Here is a 17,100-nt window from a genome sequence, read left to right on the forward strand (position 1 = left end):
CATGATCCTGCTGGAGCGGGCCAAACAGCAAAAACGCGGGCAATGCCCGCGTTTTTCGTTGCGGCGTAAACCGCCGCCTTCCATGATTTCCAGCTTATTGCGTGCCGGTTATCAGGTATTGGCTGCGAGCTTCTGCCAAGTATCGATCACGGTGTCGGGATTCAGGGAAATGGATGCAATCCCTTCCTTCATCAGCCACTCCGCAAAATCCGGATGGTCGGATGGTCCCTGGCCGCAGATACCGATGTACTTGCCCTGTGCGAGGCAGGCGCTGATTGCCTTCGACAGCAAAGCCCGGACCGCATCGTCCCGCTCGTCGAAGTCCGCCGCCAGCAATTCCATACCGGAATCGCGGTCCAGGCCGAGCGTCAGCTGGGTCAGGTCGTTGGATCCGATGGAGAAGCCGTCGAAGTATTCGAGGAAGCGTTCCGCCAGGATCGCGTTGGAAGGCACTTCGCACATCATGATGAGGCGCAGGCCATTCTCGCCTCGCTTGAGGCCGTTCTTCGCAAGCAGGTTGACTACCTTTTCCGCCTGGCCCAGTGTCCGCACGAACGGCACCATGATTTCGACGTTGGTCAGTCCCATGTCGTTGCGGACGCGCTTCATGGCTTCGCATTCCATCTCGAACGACTCGGCAAAGTCTTCCGCCAGGTAGCGGGCCGCACCGCGGAAACCAAGCATCGGGTTCTCTTCGTCCGGTTCGTAGCGGGAACCGCCGATCAGCTTCTTGTACTCGTTCGACTTGAAGTCCGACAGGCGCACGATGACAGGCTTCGGCCAGAAGGCGGCGGCAATTGTTGCAATCCCCTCGGCCAGCTTGTCGATATAGAAGGCCTTGGGCGAAGCATGGCCGCGCGCCACTGACTCCACCGCCTTCTTCAGGTCCGCGTCGATGCTCGGATATTCCAGGATCGCCTTCGGATGGACGCCGATATTGTTGTTGATGATGAACTCCAGGCGGGCGAGACCGACGCCGCCATTAGGAATCGACTGGAAGTCGAACGCGAGTTGCGGATTGCCGACGTTCATCATGATCTTCAGCGGCAGGGACGGCAGTTCGCCGCGCGACACTTCAGTAACTTCCGTTTCGAGCAAGCCGTCGTAAATCTTCCCTTCATCACCCTCGGCGCAGGACACTGTCACCAGCGTGCCATCCTTGAGCATGTCGGTTGCGTTGCCACAACCCACCACTGCCGGAACGCCAAGTTCGCGGGCAATGATCGCCGCGTGACATGTACGCCCGCCGCGATTGGTCACGATCGCGGATGCCCGCTTCATCACCGGTTCCCAGTTGGGATCGGTCATGTCCGCGACCAGCACGTCGCCGGGCTGCACCCGCTCCATTTCCGACGGATCGTGAATCACGCGGACCGGGCCGGCGCCGATCTTCTGGCCGATGGCGCGGCCGGAAGCCAGCACGGTGCCGCTGCCCTTGAGCTTGAAGCGCTGCTGGGCATCGGTCGCCTTCTGCTGCGACTTCACCGTTTCGGGACGCGCCTGCAGGATGTACAGCTTGCCGTCGCGGCCATCCTTGCCCCATTCGATGTCCATCGGGCGGCCATAATGCTTTTCGATGATCATTGCGTACTTCGCGAGTTCGACGATTTCCTGGTCGTTGAGCGAATAGCGATTGCGAAGCTCGATCGGCACGTCGACGGTCCTGACCGATCGGCCGGCCTTGGCTTCGCCGGTGAATTCCATCTTGATCAGCTTGGAACCGATGTTGCGGCGGATGATAGGCAGCTTGCCCTGCTCCAGCATCGGCTTGTGGACATAGAATTCATCCGGATTCACCGCGCCCTGCACCACGGTTTCACCCAGGCCGTAACTCGAAGTAATGAATACGACGTCCTTGAAGCCGGATTCGGTATCGAGCGTAAACATCACGCCGGCAGCGCCGACGTCGGATCGCACCATGCGCTGGACGCCCGCGGACAGCGCCACTTCCGCATGAGTAAAGCCCTTGTGCACGCGATAGGAAATGGCGCGGTCGTTGTAGAGGGACGCAAACACGTGCTTGATCGCTTCCAGCACGTTGTCGATGCCGACGACGTTCAGGAATGTTTCCTGCTGACCGGCGAAAGAGGCATCCGGAAGATCTTCGGCGGTCGCGGAGGAACGCACGGCGAAAGACATCTCGGCTTCTGATTCGGCAACGAGGCGCTGGTAATACTCGCGGATTTCCTGTTCGAGGCGCGGCTGGAACGGTGTTTCGACGATCCACTTGCGAATGTCGGCGCCGGCCTGTGCAAGCGCGCGCACGTCATCCACGTTCAGTGAAGACAGTCGATCAGCAATGCGCTGGGCAAGCGTGGCGCCGCCATTGACACTGTGTTCGAGAAAGTCACGAAACGCTTGTGCGGTGGTCGCGAAACCGCCAGGCACGCGAACGCCGGCCCCGGCGAGCTGACTGATCATCTCGCCGAGCGAAGAGTTCTTGCCGCCGACGGATTCGACATCCGTCATGCGAAGGTTTTCAAACGAAGCTACGTAGGTAGCCCCCTGGGTTACCCCGGCTGGTACTGCGTTGGACATAACTGCACCTGTTTTGATGATAAGAAATCTGCATATGCGCCCTCGCCGCCCGAATCTTTTTGTTATTCTTCATGGGCAGGATGTTGGTCATGAATTAACCGTCATTTTACAGTGTGCAACAGCATCCTGCCGACCACAAAGCGGAACTATTCGTTGATCTATCTTCAATTTGATTATGCCAGACTTGCCTGCACACCAACTGCCGCCGCCGAATCGCACCGTATTCTTCGTGTCGGACGGCACCGGCATCACCGCCGAGACCTTCGGTCACTCCGTCCTGACGCAATTCGAATTGCGCTTCAAGGAAGTCCGCCTCCCCTTCATCGACACCCTCGACAAGGCCTACGACGCCGTGCGCGACATCAACCAGGCGTTCGAGCACGACGGCAAGCGCCCAATCGTGTTTTCCACGCTGGTCAAGGCGGAGCTGTCGTCCGTCGTGCGCCAGTCCAAGGGGATGCACATGGACCTGATCCAGACTTTCGTGGAACCGCTGGAGCAGGAACTGGGCGTGAAGTCGACGCATACCATCGGCCGCAGCCACAACATTGCGGATTCCGACGAGTACAAGAACCGGATCGAGGCCATCAACTTCTCGCTGGCGCATGACGACGGGCAATCGAACCAGAACCTTGCGGCGGCGGACGTCATTCTGGTCGGGGTGTCCCGTTCGGGCAAGACCCCGACCAGCCTCTACCTAGCCATGCAATACGGCGTCAAGGCGGCTAATTATCCGTTGATTCCCGACGATTTCGAGCGCAACAAGTTGCCAAGCGCGCTGCTCGGTTTCAAGAAGAAGCTTTTCGGACTATCGATCGCGCCCGACCGCTTGACGGAGGTTCGCAATGAAAGGCGTCCGGGAAGCAAATACGCGGCCCTGGAACAGTGCCGTTACGAAGTCAATGAAGCGGAGAAGATGATGCGGCGTGAAGGCATACGTTGCGTATCCTCGACCGCCAAATCTATTGAAGAGATCGCAACAATGATTCTCCAGGAAATCAAATCCGACAAGCGGGCCTATTGAACTCGCACCATTGAACCTGCAATACAGATAGCAGAAAAACCCTGGTCGCTGCGGGCATGAATTGCCTGCGGCGGCCTTTTCATTTTAAGAAGAATATTTTGCATCACCGGGAGGAACCTTACGCCAAACTTACAGGTCGACGGTATGGAAAGTACGGATCAAAAAAGGGGGTCATATGGATCTGGTACTCATAGAGATCGTGCTGTGGGTGGGTCTGCTGTTTTTTTTCTGGGCATTGAAGGATGGCCTCGGACAGGTCGAATCGGATATCGAGGCCTTGAGTCTTGCACGCCAGGGACGCGGCATGCACAACAGCATGCAGCCGGTAAGTTTTCACGACGCCGAGCGGGTGGCGGAGCTGATCGGTTCTTACCGGGATACGCAGATTTATCGTTATGTGGTGATACAGGGACGCACCTACCAGTTCGACCGTGTTTGTCCAATGGACAGCGGCGCCGCGATCGATGCCGACGAGCGATGCCTGGCCCCGGGGCTGGTCTATCAGGAATGCAGCGATCACGGACAGGTGCCCCAGCTCAGGACTGATGCCTGAGGGGGGCGCAAGCGCCGGCCCTGGTTTAGTGCGCGCTCTTCTGCCTGAGCTGTTCGAAGAAGCAGACGGCGGCGCTTGCCGCCACGTTGAGCGATTCCACCTTGCCAAGGTGCGGAATGACGACCTGATGCGTCGCGCGGGCAAGCAAATCAGGTGAAACGCCTTGTCCCTCATGCCCGAACAACCACGCGACCGGGCGCCGAAGATCGACATCGAAAATGCGCTGACTGGCATGCGAGCTTGTCGCCAGGACCGGCACACCGGCACCGTCGAGCAGTGCCTCGAGATCGACATTTTCGAAGATGTTGAGCAGAAAATGCGCGCCCATGCCAGCCCTCAGCACCTTGGGCGACCAGGCAAAGACCGTCCCCTTGCTGCAGAAAACCTGTTCGATGCCAGCTGCGGCGGCGCTTCTCAGGATTGATCCCATGTTGCCCGGGTCTTGCAGATTGTCCAGCAGGACGGCCGACCGGTCCAGCCTCGAGGGCATCCCGACAGTCGGCGTGTCGACCACGAACAGCACCCCTACCCCGTTTTCCACCTGGCTGACCGCGTGATACAAAGCGTCTGGCAGCATGATGCATTGAACGCGCCGGGAGCCGCAATCGGCCAGCAAGGCATCGACTTCCACCAGTTGCCGCGCGCTTTCGCTGATGACGCAGAGCGAGGGCGGCCCAACCTGATCAAGGTAGACCTCGCACAGATGCACGCCGTCAAGCAGCGTGCGTCCCGCCTTTCTGCGCGCCTGGGAGCTGGTAGCCAGCAGCTTCAATTCCTTGTACAGCGGGTTGTCGCGTGACGTGATGCTTTTCATCTCAAGCCTTCAATTCCTGTCCCAGCAGATTGCGCACAGGCGCAAAGGAGCGCCGATGCACGGGGGATACGCCATGCAGGCGCAGCCGTTCGAGATGCATCGCGGTCGGATAGCCCTTGTGCTGATCGAAGCCATACATCGGATATTGCTGATGCAGGCTCATCAGCGATGCATCGCGCGCGGTCTTTGCCAGGATGGACGCAGCGGATATCGCAGGAACCTTGTCATCGCCCTTGACGATGGCTTCGGAACGGATAGGCATTACCGGGCAGCGGTTGCCGTCGATGAGCGCCAGTGTCGGCGCGACCTGCAGTCGCTCCACGGCGCGCCGCATGGCCAGCATCGAGGCATGAAGAATGTTGAGCTCGTCGATCTCGGCTTCAGCGCAGAATGCCACAGCCCATGCCAGCGCGTTGGCCTTGATCTCTTCGGCCAGCGCATCGCGCCGCGATTCGCTGAGCTTCTTGGAATCGCGCAGCCCCGTTACCGGCCGGGCCGGATCGAGGATGACCGCGGCCGCATAGACCGCGCCCGCAAGCGGCCCCCGGCCCGCCTCGTCGACGCCGCAAATGATCTCGTCGGTATTGTCGAAGCGGAAAAGACTGGTGTCATCGTGTTTCATGGGCCCGCTCCGAAGAACCGATCATGCGCAGCACCGCTTCCGCGCTTTCCTTTGCGCTGTCGCGCAGCAGCGAATGATGCATCTCGGTGAAACGCTGCTGGAGACGCTGCCGGTATCCGGCATCGTCAAGCTGCTTCGCCAGTGCGTCGGCCAGGGCCTGAGGCGTCGCCGCGTCCTGCAGCAGCTCCGGCACGACGAATTCACGGGCCAGGATATTCGGCAGGCCTATCCATGGCTGATATCCCATATGCCGCATGATTTCCCAGGAGGCGCGCATCATCCTGTAGGCGATCACCATGGGCTTCTTGAACAATGCCACTTCAAGCGTTGCGGTGCCCGACGCGACAAGCACGGCGTCGGCCGCCGCTATCGCGGCATGCGACTTGCCTAGGACAATTTGCAGCGGAACCTCGCTCAGTCCGGCGCTGGCGACCAGCGACCGGAAATAATTCTGCTGCCGCTCGCCAGCCATCGGCACGACGAAGCGGATCGAGGCATCGCGACGGTGCAGGATGCGCGCCGCCTCGATGAAGGCGACGGTATTGTATTTGAGCTCCGACAGTCGGCTGCCGGGGAGAATGGCCACCACGGGCCCATTCGGCGCAAGCCCGAGTTCCGACCGCGCCGCGGCGACATCCGGCACCATCGGTATAACTTCGGCGAGTGGATAGCCGACGTAGGTCACCGGGATTCCGGCCTTGCGATAGATTTCCTCTTCGAACGGAAATACCACCAGCATGTGCGACACCGCGCGTGCGATCTTCTTGATGCGTCCGCCGCGCCAGGCCCAGATCGACGGGCTGATGAAATGCATGGTGGGAATGCCGGACTGGCGCAGCTGTGCTTCGAGTCCGAAATTAAAATCCGGCGCATCGACACCGATGAAGGCCGCCGGTCTTTCCGCCAGCAACTGGTCGCGCAAGGCATTCTGAATGCCTTTGATCTCGCGATAATGCGCAAGTACTTCGAACAAGCCTCGCACCGACAGCTTTTCCATTGGCCAATCGCTTCGGAATCCGTATTCGGCCATGCGGGCACCGCCGATGCCGTGGATATCCGCCTGCGGCAGATGCGGCCGCAGGCCCGATAGCAGGCGGCTGGCCAGCAGGTCTCCGGAGCTTTCCCCGGCCACCATGGCGAGCGACAGCTTATCGGACGATGCCACGGGTCGACGTGTCAAGGAATTCGCGCAGCTGGCGCAACTGCCGCGCCGATGCCTGCGATTGCGCTTCGGCCTGGCCGAGCGCGGTTTTGGCTTCTTCGAGGGTAAGGCCGGACTTGTAGATCACTTTGTATGCACTGCGCAAGTCATTGATTTGTTCCCGGGTGAATCCCCTGCGCTTGAGCCCTTCGATGTTGATGCCGTGCGGCTCGGCCGGATTCCCGGACAACAGGACGAAAGGCGGAACGTCCTGGGTCAGGCTGGTATTCATGCCCACGAAGGCATGGTCGCCTATCTTGCAGAACTGGTGAACGGCGGCGAAGCCGCTGAGAATCACCCAGTCGCCGACATGGACATGCCCCGCCAGCGATGCGTTATTGGAAAACACGGTGTTGTTGCCGACCCGGCAGTCATGGGCGAGATGCACATAGGCCAGCATGAGATTGTCATTGCCGAGCGAAGTGATGCCCTCATCCTGTGCGGTGCCGAGATTGAAAGTGCAGAATTCCCTGACGGTGTTGCGGTCGCCGATGAGCAGTTGCGTCGGTTCGCCCGCATATTTCTTGTCCTGCGGCGGACCGCCGATCGAGGAGAACTGGTAGAACCGGTTATCCGTGCCGATCGTGGTGTGTCCATCGATAACGACGTGCGGCCCGATGCGCGTACGAGCACCGATCTTCACATTCGGCCCGATGATGGAATAGGCGCCAATCTCGACCGTGTCGTCAAGCTCCGCGTTCGGATCGACGATGGCGGTAGGATGGATAATCGTCATTACTGCCCCGCTGGCTGGCTCGCGTCGGTGGCGCTGCGCATGGTGCACATCAGTTCGGCTTCGACCGCAACCTGGCCATCGACCGTGGCCTGCGCCTTGTATTTCCAGATGCCGCGCGCGGTGCGCAGGATTTCAACCTGCATCCGCAGCTGGTCGCCTGGCTCCACAGGGCGCTTGAATCGCGCGCCGTCGATGCCGACGAAGTAGACCACGCTATTGTCGTCGGGTTTCTGTCCCATGGTGAGGAAAGACAGCAAGGCTGCGGTCTGCGCCAGTGCCTCGATCATCAGCACGCCGGGCATCACCGGCTTGTGCGGAAAATGACCATTGAAGAATTCTTCATTGACGGTCACGTTCTTGATTGCGGTAATCGATTTCCCGGATTCCCAATCCAGCACCCGGTCAACCAGCAGCAGCGGATAGCGATGCGGCAGATATTGTTTGATCTGGTTGATGTCGAGCGTATTCTTGACTTCTTGCGTTTCCATTACTTTTCTTTTGTAAGCGTTTTAACGGTTTTTTCCAGCTCGCGGATTTTCTCACGCATTGTTCCCAAGTTGCGCACGATAGCGGCGGTTTTTTCCCAGTCCGCATTTTTTGCCAGCGGGTAAAAACCGGTGTACTGACCGGGTTCGAGGATGGAGCGCGACACCATGCTGCCGGAGGAGATGTGCACATTGTCGACGATGGTGAGATGCCCGAGCACCATGGCGGCGCCGCCGAAGGTGCAGTACTTGCCGATTTTCGCGCTGCCGGCGACACCAACGCATCCCGCCATGGCGGTATGCGCGCCGATATGGCAATTGTGTCCGATCTGGATCTGGTTATCGAGCTTGACACCGTCTTCGATGACCGTATCGCTCAGGGCGCCGCGATCGATGGTGGTATTGGCGCCGATTTCGACGTCGTCGCCGATTACCACCCTTCCGGTCTGCGGTATCTTCACCCAGGCGCCGTTCTCCTTGGCGAAACCAAAGCCGTCCGCCCCGATGACGGCGCCTGAATGAATGATGCCGTTGCGTCCGATTTCACAGCCCGCATGAAAACTGACATTGGCATGAAGATGCGTTCCTTCGCCAACCACCGCATTCCGTCCGACGAAACTACCCGCATCGAGAACGGCGCCGGCGGCAACGCGCGCGCCGGCATCGACGGTGACATGCGGCCCGATACTTGCCGCCGCATCTACCTTCGCCTCGGGATGCACGCTTGCCGTCGGGTGTATTCCCGGCTCGGGCACGATCGCGGATTGCTCCGCGAACAGCTGCGCGACCCGGGCGAAATAGGCGTAAGGATTGTTCGTGACAATCCGCGCGCCGCCATAGGCATGCTGCAGCTCGCCGTCATCGGCCGGCGACAGGATCAGCGCGGATGCCCTGGTCTGCGCAGCCACTGCCCGCAGTTTCGAGTTCGATAGAAACGTGATGTGCGATGCGTTTGCGGAATCGAGCGGCGCAATGCCGGATACCTCGATTTCAGCATCTCCGAACAGTTGGCCGCCCAGGCGTTCGACCAACATGCGCAGCCGATAGCTCATTGCGGCCCTCTTGTGGTGGTGGAAATATCATTCGACCGGGTTGGCCTGATAGATGATCCCGTGACTTGAACAACTCGTTACCATCGGCCCGACCCGGTAGCGGCGGCCATTGCAGCCGCGACGTATTGCCTGTTAAAAATTGCCAGGCATGACTGCAGCAATGCAGCAATGCAGCAATGCAGCAATTATTTGTTCAATGCTTTCAGCACCTTGTCGGTGATGTCGATGCGGGGGCTGGCATAGACCGCTTCCTGGAAGACGATATCGTATTTCTCCGTCTCTGCGATCTGCTTGATTACCTTGTTGGTGCGCTCCAGAACGATTGCCAGCTCTTCGTTGCGCCGCTGGTTCAGGTCTTCGCGGAATTCGCGCTGCTTGCGCTGGAAGTCCTTGTCGAGATCGGAAAGCTCGCGCTGCCGCTTGAGGCGATCGGGTTCGGCCAGCAGCGCGGTATCCTTGTCGAGGCGGTCGGACATGGATTTTAGCCGCCCCGCCATCTCCTGCAATTCCTTCTCGCGCCTGGAAAATTCCTGTTCGATTTTTGCCTGGGCAGCCTTGGCAGGCGCAGCTTCGCGGAAAATGCGCTCGGTGCTGACGAATCCCACGCGGGATTCCTGCGCCTGCGCGCCGGCCAGCGGAAGCGCAAGTGACGCGAAAACCGCGATGCGTCCAAGCACTGCTGATATTTTCAATGGAAACTTCAAGATCGTTCTCCGCAAATCAAATTACTATTATGCCATCAGTGCGTCAGAACCCGGTTCCGAGCTGGAACTGGAAGCTTTGCTTGCGATCGTCTTCTTTCTTGTTCAACGGTACGCCGAAGCTCAGCTTCAACGGGCCGATCGGCGACACCCAGCTGATGCCTGCGCCTACCGAGTAACGCAGATCCGAGACCTGGAACTTGGCGCCTTCGGCAAATACGTTACCCGCATCGAAGAACGTAAACCAGCGCAAGGTACGGTCATTGCCGGAACCCGGGAACGGGAACTGCAGCTCCACGTTTGCGATGATTCGTGAGGCACCGCCCAGCGGATCGCCGTTCAGCGCACGTGGGCCTAGCGACGACCCTTCGTAGCCGCGTACCGAACCGATGCCACCGGCGTAAAAGTTCTTGAAGATCGGAAACGGCTTGCCGCCTAGGCCGCGGCCATAGTCGATCTCGCCGTTCAATGCCAGAGTGATGGCCTGCAGGATAGGCGTGAAATACTGGTGCTGGTATACCGCACGGTAATACTTCAGGCTGCCGGTAGGCGCGATTTCGAAATTGACGCGCTGATAGCGGCCGGTCGTCGGAACCAGCGCGCTGTCGCGGCTGTCGCGCTGCCAGGCGGCAGTCAGCGGGAAGCTGGTGGTAGTAGCCTCGACGCCGTTACCAAAATCCTGGGCGTAGCGCTTATAGACTTCCGGGCTGTCATTGTAGCCGGGCACGCCGGTATAAGTAGTGACCTCGGTGCGCTCCACGCCGGCACCGAAGAAGACGGTATCGACCTCGGAAAACGGAACGCCGAACTTGACATTCCCGCCTGTGGTCTTGACGACGTAGTCGCCAGTATTGATTTCGGGCGGACGCGTCGTACGGACGAAGACTTCATAGCTGCGACTGACGCCGTCATCCGTGAAATAAGGGGTCGACTGGGTCAGAGCAATGGTACGGTTTCGACGGCTGGTATTGACGTCGATGCCGAGCGTATTGCCGCTGCCGAAGGCGTTCGCCTGCTGGATCGACCCGGTCAGCATCACCTTCTCGCTACTGGAGAAGCCGGCACCGAGAAGAATGTTGCCGGTCGGCTTTTCCGCCACTGTCATGTTGAGGTCGACCTGATCGGTCGTACCGGGAACTTCGGGGGTCTCGATGCCGACTTCCTTGAAATAACCGAGGCGGTCGACCCTGTCCCGCGACAGGCGGATCTTTTCACCGTCGTACCAGGAGTTCTCGAACTGGCGGAATTCGCGACGAACCACCTCGTCGCGGGTCTTGGTATTGCCGGCGATATTGATGCGGCGCACATAAACCCGCTTGCCGGGGTCGATCAGGACCGTGAAGCTGACCTCGCGCTTTTCACGATCAATCTCCGGGTTGGCATTGACGTTGGCGAATGCATAGCCGAAGTTGCCCATGCGCTCGGTTATCTTCTTGACGCTTTCCGCAAGCTTCTCGCCGGAGTAGACGTCGCCGGGCTTGAGCTGGACCAGCGGCCGCAGCTCTTCCTCGCGGCCGAGCATTTCGCCCTCCAGCTTGACGCCGCCGACCGTGAACTTCTCACCCTCGTTGATGTTGATGGTGATGTAGATGTCCTTCTTGTCGGGCGTAATGGACACTTGGGTCGACTCGACCTGCATCTCGAGGTAACCGCGGTTCAGGTAATAGGAGCGCAGCGCCTCGATGTCGCCGGTCAGCTTCTGTTTCGAATACTGGTCCGCCTTGGTGTACCAGGTGAACCATCCCGGCGTGCGCAGGTTGAGCAGGCTCAGCAATTCCTTTTCGGAGAAGGCCTTGTTGCCGATAATGTTGATCTGCTTGATCCGGGTCACTTCGCCTTCGTCGACCGCAAAGCTGATGTTGACCCGATTGCGCTCGATAGGCGTAACCGTGGTGGTGATCTGCACCCCGTACAGCCCGCGGGAGAGATACTGTCGCTTGAGTTCCTGCTCCGCCCGGTCCACCAGCGCGCGGTCGAAGATCCGCGATTCACCCAGGCCGATATCCTTCAGCGCCTTGGTCAGCTGGTCTTTTTCAAATTCCTTGGTGCCGGAAAAGTCGACGCCGGCAATCGCCGGCCGCTCCTCGAGCATGACGACCAGGACGTCGCCCTCGACCTCGATCCGCACATCCTTGAAGAAGCCGGTGGCATACAGCGCCTTGATCGCGGCCGAGCCCTTCTCGTCGGTATAGGTCTCGCCCACCCGCACCGGCAGATAGCTGAACACGGTACCCGCCTCGGTACGCTGGATGCCTTCGACGCGGATATCCTTGACGGTGAAGGGATCAACGGCCAATGCGCTGCCGGCGCAAAGGGCAAATGCGGCTAGAGCGATGAGACGGCGGGGGAAAAATGACTTGGAAAGGCGCTCGGATTGTAATTTCATCGGGTATTTTGTAATCAAACTCCCCGCCGATGCGCCTTGGGGCAGACCAGCCGGGACTCAGGACATGAGCCGCACAATGTCGTTGAAGACGGCAACCGCCATCAACGTCATCAGAATGCCCACACCTGCACGCTGGGCCATCTCTCCGAACCGCTCGGGTAAAGCGCGTCCGGTCAAAAGTTCCAGCGAATAATACAGTAAAAGCCCCCCGTCTAAAACCGGTATGGGAAGCAGGTTCATTACGCCCAGGCTGATGCTGATGAACGCGATGAACGTGAGATAGCTGATGATGCCGATGCGGGCAGTCTGCCCCGCATAGTCGGCGATTGTGATCGGACCTGTGATGTTCTTCAAGGAAACTTCACCGATGAGCATTTTACCAAGCATTTTGAGCGTTAGGACGCTTGTGTCCCAAGTCTTGGCAACGGCTCGCCCCAGCGCAGCGACCGGCGCGTCGCCGGCCGTGACCATTTCAGGCGCGAGCGGCACTTCTACCTTGATGCGTCCGACCGTCTCGTTATTGCGGCTGAAGGCTTCCGGCGTCACCGTCGCGCTGAATTCCTGCCCATTGCGGATGCCCGTCAGGCGCAGCATCTGTTCGGGCGACTTGCGGACAATTTCGATGAATGCCAGGCCGTCGGAGACGGGTTTGCCGTCGACGGCCATGATCTGGTCGCCTTCGCGCAGGCCCGCGCGGTTGGCCGGCCCGTCTTCGACGATGCGGCCGAGCACGGCCTTAGGGCGCGCGAGATCGAGGCCGAGCTTGGCGAGAAAATCACCTTCGAGATCGGCGGTCTGCAGGCCGTCAAGGCGCAGGCTGACGGATTCGTTCAGGGTGACCTTGGGGTCGACCGGGTCGGGACGCTGCACCTCCAGGCGGACCGGATTCCTTTCCAGTGCGTGTTGCAGGACTTTCCAGCGCATGTCGGACCAGTTCCTGACGGTTTCGCCATTGATGGCGGTCACCAGTTCTCCGCCGCGCAGGCCGGCTTCGTAGGCGGCGGAAGCCGTTGGAACCTCTCTGATGCGGGCGGTCGGCTCCGGCATGCCATAGGTGTAGAGTCCTGCGAAAACCGCGATCGCGAGCAGGAAGTTGGCGAGCGGCCCCGCAGCGACGATGGCAATGCGCTTCCAGACCGACTGACGGGTGAATTCACGCTTCAGGTCCTCCGGCGGCATCGTACTGATATCCTGTTCCCGCGCATCGAGCATCTTGACGTAGCCGCCGAAGGGGAGCATCGAGAGTGCCCATTCGGTCTGGTCCGGTCCGAAGCGCCTCGACCAGACGATTTTCCCCATGCCGACCGAAAAACGCAGCACCTTGACGCCGCACCAGCGCGCGACCCAATAGTGCCCCAGTTCGTGCACCACAACCAGAACAGCGAGGGCCACAAGGAAAGCAAGCACTGTTTGGAGCAGACTCATGGTTACCGCCTATGAAAGATAAGATTGGGCCAGCGCCCTCGCCCGCCCATCCTGTTCGATGAGCGCCTCGATATCGGACATCTCGTCATGAGGGAGTTCGTCCATCACGCGCCTGATGGTCCGGTCGATCATCCTGAAACCTGTTTTCCCGTCCAGAAATGCTTGGACCGCAACCTCGTTGGCCGCGTTCAGCAATGCCGGCGCCGTGCCACCGGCGGAAAGCGCGTCATAAGCCAGTTTCAGACAGGGGAAACGTTCGAAGTCCGGGCTTTGAAAATCCAGTTGCCCGATACGGACCAGATCCAGGGAGTCGACGCCGGAGGCGATCCGTTCCGGATAGGCCAAGGCATGGGCAATCGGGGTACGCATGTCGGGATTGCCCAACTGAGCGAGCACCGATCCGTCGACATACGACACCATGGAATGAATCACGCTCTGGGGATGGATCACGACTTCGATACGATCCGCCGGCGCTCCGAACAGCCAGTGAGCTTCGATGACTTCGAGGCCCTTGTTCATCATGGTGGCGGAGTCCACCGATATCTTGCGTCCCATGACCCAATTCGGATGAGCCACCGCTTCTGCCGGAGTGACGCTCTCGAGGGTCTCGACCGCGCGGTTCAGGAACGGTCCGCCGGAGGCGGTCAGGAGTATCCTGGCGATGCCATGCTGATCGGGGGCGCGCTGATAGGCATGCGGCAGGCACTGGAAAATTGCATTGTGTTCGCTGTCGATGGGCAGCAGCGTGGCCCCGCTCTCCGAGACGGCATCCATGAACAGCCTGCCCGACATGACCAGGGCTTCCTTGTTCGCGAGCAGCACTTTCTTGCCCGCTCTCGCCGCAGCCATCGTCGGCGCAAGTCCCGCGGCACCGACGATGGCCGCCATGACGGTATCGCAGCCCGGCGCACTCGCCGCCGCGCAAAGCGCGGCCTCGCCATGGTCGACGTCGATCTTCAAGCCCTTGGCGGCGAGCAGCCTTGAGAGCCGCAGCGCCGCATCCGCGCTGCCGACGATCGCCACCTGCGGCCGGAAGCGCAGGCATTGATCCGCGAGTTCTTCGACTTTCTGGTGTGCGGTCAGCGCATACACCCGGTAACGGTCGGGATGGCGTTCAACCACGTCCAGTGTGGATACGCCGATGGATCCGGTCGCGCCGAGTATTGTGATGTGCTGCATGCTGCCTTACCTGTATAGAAACTAGAGCCAAGACCCGAACAGCACCGCAACCGGCAATGTCGGTATCAGGGCATCGATCCGGTCCAGTACGCCGCCGTGGCCCGGTAGAAGATTGCTGCTGTCCTTCATGCCTGCGCGGCGCTTGAGTTGCGATTCGAACAAATCGCCGACCACGCTGAAGGCAACGATCACGGTCATGACCAGGATGAAACCGCCCCAACCCCAGCGTGCTAGGATTTGCGGCGCGAAGGTGTTTTCCAGCGCCGGGTGCAGGGTCGATGCTCCGGCAATGACAAGGACGGCAATCCAGCCGCCGATGGCGCCCTCCCAGGACTTTCCTGGAGAGATCGTCGGCGCGAGCTTGCGCCGGCCAAATGCCTTGCCAGAGAAATAGGCGCCGATATCTGCAATCCAGACCAGGGCCATCACGGACAGCAGATATAGCGGGGACTGTTGAAACAATACCGTGACGGCAAGGAAACAGGCAAGAATGGTAATGCCGTAGATGCCGTTCAGTAGCCGGCTGCCCATCGCTTCCAGTGGCGGCAAGCCCACCTTGAGCGACGGGATCAGGCGAACCACCCAGATCGCGACGCTCAGCACGAAAAGCAGCCGGGCCGTCCCGGCATTGCCGGTATAGAGCAGGTAAAGAAAAACCGCGGTCCAGACTGCGGCGCCAAATACCGGCTGGCGATTGTGGAACAGGCGGAAGCTTTCCCACGATGCGGCGGCAAAGAACAGCGCGGCAACCAGCGCAAAAAACAGGAACGATTTCGAAAACAACACGGAAAGCAAAACCGCAAGCAATACCACCGCAGTGATGATACGGGTCCCAAGCATCAGGACGCCTTCTTCTGCTCGATCACCTGTGCGCTTGTACGGCCGAACCGGCGCTCGCGTTGCTGATAGGAGGCGACCGCTTCATCGAGCGCCGCGCCATCGAAATCGGGCCAGTATGTTTCCGTGAAATAGAATTCGGTGTAAGCCAGCTGCCAGAGCAAGAAGTTGGAGATGCGCTCCTCGCCGCCGGTACGGATGAAGAGATCGGGTTCCGGCGCATAGGCCATCGCCAGGTGTTCGGCCAGTTGCTCTTCGCTGAAATCAGTGCTTCCGGGATGGGATGCCGCCATCTTGTTCACTGCCTGCATGATATCCCAGCGGCCGCCGTAATTTGCGCAGATGGTGACTGTCAGGCGCGAGTTGTTCGCCGTTCTGCGCTCCGCGTTGGCGATCAACTGGCGCAGCTTCGCATCGAAGCGGCTCAGGTCGCCCACGACCTTGAGCCGGATGTCATTTGCATGCATCTTGGCGACTTCGCGCTCCAGTGCGGTGACGAACAGGCGCATCAGCAGCGACACTTCCTCCGCCGGACGGCGCCAGTTCTCGGAACTGAAGGCAAACAGCGTCAAGTATTCGATGCCACGTTCAACGCAGGCTTCCACGATGGTGCGAACCGTTTCCACACCCTTTGCATGTCCGGCGACGCGGGGCAGATAGCGCCTGGTTGCCCAGCGCCCGTTTCCATCCATGATGATGGCGACATGCCTTGGCACGATGGACGACACCTCGGGTACTGCTTGCGTTGAGCTTTTATAGGTCATGTGATGGCTTAAGCGAAATAAGTTTGGTTATGACGAAAGGCCGGCGAAGCACAACAGAACTTCTCCCCGAACCGCCCATCGCCCAGGAACCATGCCGTTGCCGCACTTGGCACGATCCGGCATGGTGCCGTCGCCTCCGCCTCATGTCTTCTGCCGAAGCCAATGACGATGAGGCTTGCCGCCTTGACCGTACCTTAAGGCTTATACGGTCAGCAGTTCTTTTTCTTTTTCTGCAATCAGTTTATCGACTTCCGCAACAAATTTGTCGGTCAGCTTCTGTACGTCGTCCTGCGCACGGCGCTCGTCGTCTTCCGAGCAGGCCTTGTCCTTCAACAGCTTTTTCAATGCTTCATTGGAGTCGCGGCGGATATTGCGGATCGCGACTTTCGAATCCTCACCCTCGCCCTTGACCATTTTGACGATTTCCCTGCGACGCTCCTCGGTCAACGGGGGCGTAGGAACGCGGATCAGGTCGCCCTGGGTCGACGGGTTGAGGCCCAGATCGGATTCGCGGATCGCCTTTTCAATCACCGCAACCATCTTCTTTTCCCAAGGCTGGACGCCAATGGTGCGTGCGTCGACCAGGGTGACGTTGGCAACCTGGTTGATCTGCGTCGGCGATCCGTAATAATCGACCTGGATATGATCGAGGATGCCCACGTGCGCCCGCCCGGTACGAACCTTGGCGAGATCGGCCTTCAGCGTCTCGATCGACTTCTGCATTTTTTGTTCGGCATTCTTTTTGACGTCAACGACTGTCATGCTGCTCTCCTGAGTTGCAAC

At 59.7% G+C, this 17,100-nt stretch carries 16 protein-coding genes; 2 read left to right on the top strand and 14 right to left on the bottom strand.

Features of this window, described 5'->3' with window-relative positions; genetic code table 11:
- Nucleotides 1–111: 111 nt before the first annotated feature.
- Nucleotides 112–2,538, bottom strand: a complete 2,427-nt coding sequence (gene ppsA / locus RY831_RS09790) for a phosphoenolpyruvate synthase (RefSeq protein ID WP_326506151.1) — start codon at nt 2,536–2,538, stop codon at nt 112–114.
- A gap of 175 nt (nt 2,539–2,713) precedes the next feature.
- On the opposite strand from ppsA, the gene ppsR reads away from it, so the two are divergent.
- Nucleotides 2,714–3,562 (top strand): posphoenolpyruvate synthetase regulatory kinase/phosphorylase PpsR, encoded by an 849-nt coding sequence (gene ppsR / locus RY831_RS09795; RefSeq protein ID WP_437126246.1) that lies wholly within the window; start codon nt 2,714–2,716, stop codon nt 3,560–3,562.
- A gap of 175 nt (nt 3,563–3,737) precedes the next feature.
- Nucleotides 3,738–4,115 (top strand): hypothetical protein, encoded by a 378-nt coding sequence (locus RY831_RS09800; RefSeq protein WP_326506153.1) that lies wholly within the window; start codon nt 3,738–3,740, stop codon nt 4,113–4,115.
- Between the two features lie 25 nt (nt 4,116–4,140).
- Here the strand turns inward: RY831_RS09800 and RY831_RS09805 are convergent, their stop codons facing one another.
- The 13 genes from RY831_RS09805 to frr form a co-directional block, all read right to left on the bottom strand.
- Entirely contained in the window at nt 4,141–4,929 is a 789-nt protein-coding gene (locus tag RY831_RS09805) for a TrmH family RNA methyltransferase (RefSeq protein ID WP_326506154.1), read from the bottom strand.
- A gap of 1 nt (nt 4,930) precedes the next feature.
- The gene (rnhB, locus tag RY831_RS09810) at nt 4,931–5,551 is read right to left on the bottom strand and encodes a ribonuclease HII (RefSeq protein WP_326506155.1); all 621 of its coding nucleotides are present in this window, start codon (nt 5,549–5,551) and stop codon (nt 4,931–4,933) included.
- A complete protein-coding gene (lpxB, locus tag RY831_RS09815; protein ID WP_326506211.1) occupies nt 5,538–6,686 on the bottom strand; it encodes a lipid-A-disaccharide synthase in 1,149 nt (382 codons plus the stop codon). Before lpxB ends, rnhB begins: the two co-directional genes overlap by 14 nt.
- Before the next feature lie 13 nt (nt 6,687–6,699).
- Nucleotides 6,700–7,488, bottom strand: coding sequence for an acyl-ACP--UDP-N-acetylglucosamine O-acyltransferase (gene lpxA / locus RY831_RS09820; RefSeq protein ID WP_326506156.1), 789 nt, complete (start codon nt 7,486–7,488; stop codon nt 6,700–6,702).
- Nucleotides 7,488–7,976 carry a 3-hydroxyacyl-ACP dehydratase FabZ gene (gene fabZ, locus RY831_RS09825; RefSeq protein WP_326506157.1) on the bottom strand — a complete coding sequence of 163 codons (489 nt, stop codon included), beginning with the start codon at nt 7,974–7,976 and terminating at the stop codon, nt 7,488–7,490. The genes lpxA and fabZ overlap by 1 nt, the downstream gene beginning before the upstream one ends.
- Nucleotides 7,976–9,025, bottom strand: coding sequence for a UDP-3-O-(3-hydroxymyristoyl)glucosamine N-acyltransferase (gene lpxD, locus RY831_RS09830; RefSeq protein ID WP_326506158.1), 1,050 nt, complete (start codon nt 9,023–9,025; stop codon nt 7,976–7,978). The genes fabZ and lpxD overlap by 1 nt, the downstream gene beginning before the upstream one ends.
- 185 nt (nt 9,026–9,210) lie before the next feature.
- Nucleotides 9,211–9,744: an OmpH/Skp family outer membrane protein gene (locus RY831_RS09835; RefSeq protein ID WP_437126247.1), complete on the bottom strand. Its 534-nt coding sequence runs from the start codon at nt 9,742–9,744 to the stop codon at nt 9,211–9,213.
- 28 nt (nt 9,745–9,772) lie between these two features.
- A complete protein-coding gene (gene bamA / locus RY831_RS09840; RefSeq protein ID WP_326506159.1) occupies nt 9,773–12,112 on the bottom strand; it encodes an outer membrane protein assembly factor BamA in 2,340 nt (779 codons plus the stop codon).
- A 57-nt stretch (nt 12,113–12,169) separates the two neighbouring features.
- Complete coding sequence (gene rseP, locus RY831_RS09845) at nt 12,170–13,537, bottom strand: RIP metalloprotease RseP (RefSeq protein WP_326506160.1); 1,368 nt, start codon at nt 13,535–13,537, stop codon at nt 12,170–12,172.
- A gap of 9 nt (nt 13,538–13,546) precedes the next feature.
- Complete coding sequence (gene ispC, locus RY831_RS09850) at nt 13,547–14,716, bottom strand: 1-deoxy-D-xylulose-5-phosphate reductoisomerase (RefSeq protein WP_326506161.1); 1,170 nt, start codon at nt 14,714–14,716, stop codon at nt 13,547–13,549.
- A gap of 21 nt (nt 14,717–14,737) precedes the next feature.
- Nucleotides 14,738–15,556: a phosphatidate cytidylyltransferase gene (locus tag RY831_RS09855; protein ID WP_326506162.1), complete on the bottom strand. Its 819-nt coding sequence runs from the start codon at nt 15,554–15,556 to the stop codon at nt 14,738–14,740.
- Nucleotides 15,556–16,317, bottom strand: coding sequence for a polyprenyl diphosphate synthase (gene uppS / locus RY831_RS09860; protein ID WP_326506163.1), 762 nt, complete (start codon nt 16,315–16,317; stop codon nt 15,556–15,558). The genes RY831_RS09855 and uppS overlap by 1 nt, the downstream gene beginning before the upstream one ends.
- 201 nt (nt 16,318–16,518) lie before the next feature.
- Entirely contained in the window at nt 16,519–17,079 is a 561-nt protein-coding gene (frr, locus tag RY831_RS09865; protein ID WP_326506164.1) for a ribosome recycling factor, read from the bottom strand.
- Between the last annotated feature and the right edge of the window lie 21 nt (nt 17,080–17,100).

The organism is Noviherbaspirillum album, from assembly GCF_035916955.1.
Taxonomy (GTDB): Bacteria; Pseudomonadota; Gammaproteobacteria; order Burkholderiales; family Burkholderiaceae_D; genus Noviherbaspirillum; species Noviherbaspirillum album.

Bases quoted from the DNA above. Each gene is read 5' to 3' on its own strand.
- uppS (WP_326506163.1), bottom strand. From the start codon at position 16,317: ATGACCTATAAAAGCTCAACGCAAGCAGTACCCGAGGTGTCGTCCATC.
- RY831_RS09800 (WP_326506153.1), top strand. From the start codon at position 3,738: ATGGATCTGGTACTCATAGAGATCGTGCTGTGGGTGGGTCTGCTGTTT.
- lpxB (WP_326506211.1), bottom strand. From the start codon at position 6,686: ATGGTGGCCGGGGAAAGCTCCGGAGACCTGCTGGCCAGCCGCCTGCTA.
- bamA (WP_326506159.1), bottom strand. From the start codon at position 12,112: ATGAAATTACAATCCGAGCGCCTTTCCAAGTCATTTTTCCCCCGCCGT.
- ispC (WP_326506161.1), bottom strand. From the start codon at position 14,716: ATGCAGCACATCACAATACTCGGCGCGACCGGATCCATCGGCGTATCC.
- ppsA (WP_326506151.1), bottom strand. From the start codon at position 2,538: ATGTCCAACGCAGTACCAGCCGGGGTAACCCAGGGGGCTACCTACGTA.
- ppsR (WP_437126246.1), top strand. From the start codon at position 2,714: ATGCCAGACTTGCCTGCACACCAACTGCCGCCGCCGAATCGCACCGTA.
- fabZ (WP_326506157.1), bottom strand. From the start codon at position 7,976: ATGGAAACGCAAGAAGTCAAGAATACGCTCGACATCAACCAGATCAAA.
- lpxA (WP_326506156.1), bottom strand. From the start codon at position 7,488: ATGACGATTATCCATCCTACCGCCATCGTCGATCCGAACGCGGAGCTT.
- RY831_RS09855 (WP_326506162.1), bottom strand. From the start codon at position 15,556: ATGCTTGGGACCCGTATCATCACTGCGGTGGTATTGCTTGCGGTTTTG.
- frr (WP_326506164.1), bottom strand. From the start codon at position 17,079: ATGACAGTCGTTGACGTCAAAAAGAATGCCGAACAAAAAATGCAGAAG.
- rnhB (WP_326506155.1), bottom strand. From the start codon at position 5,551: ATGAAACACGATGACACCAGTCTTTTCCGCTTCGACAATACCGACGAG.
- rseP (WP_326506160.1), bottom strand. From the start codon at position 13,537: ATGAGTCTGCTCCAAACAGTGCTTGCTTTCCTTGTGGCCCTCGCTGTT.
- RY831_RS09805 (WP_326506154.1), bottom strand. From the start codon at position 4,929: ATGAAAAGCATCACGTCACGCGACAACCCGCTGTACAAGGAATTGAAG.
- lpxD (WP_326506158.1), bottom strand. From the start codon at position 9,025: ATGAGCTATCGGCTGCGCATGTTGGTCGAACGCCTGGGCGGCCAACTG.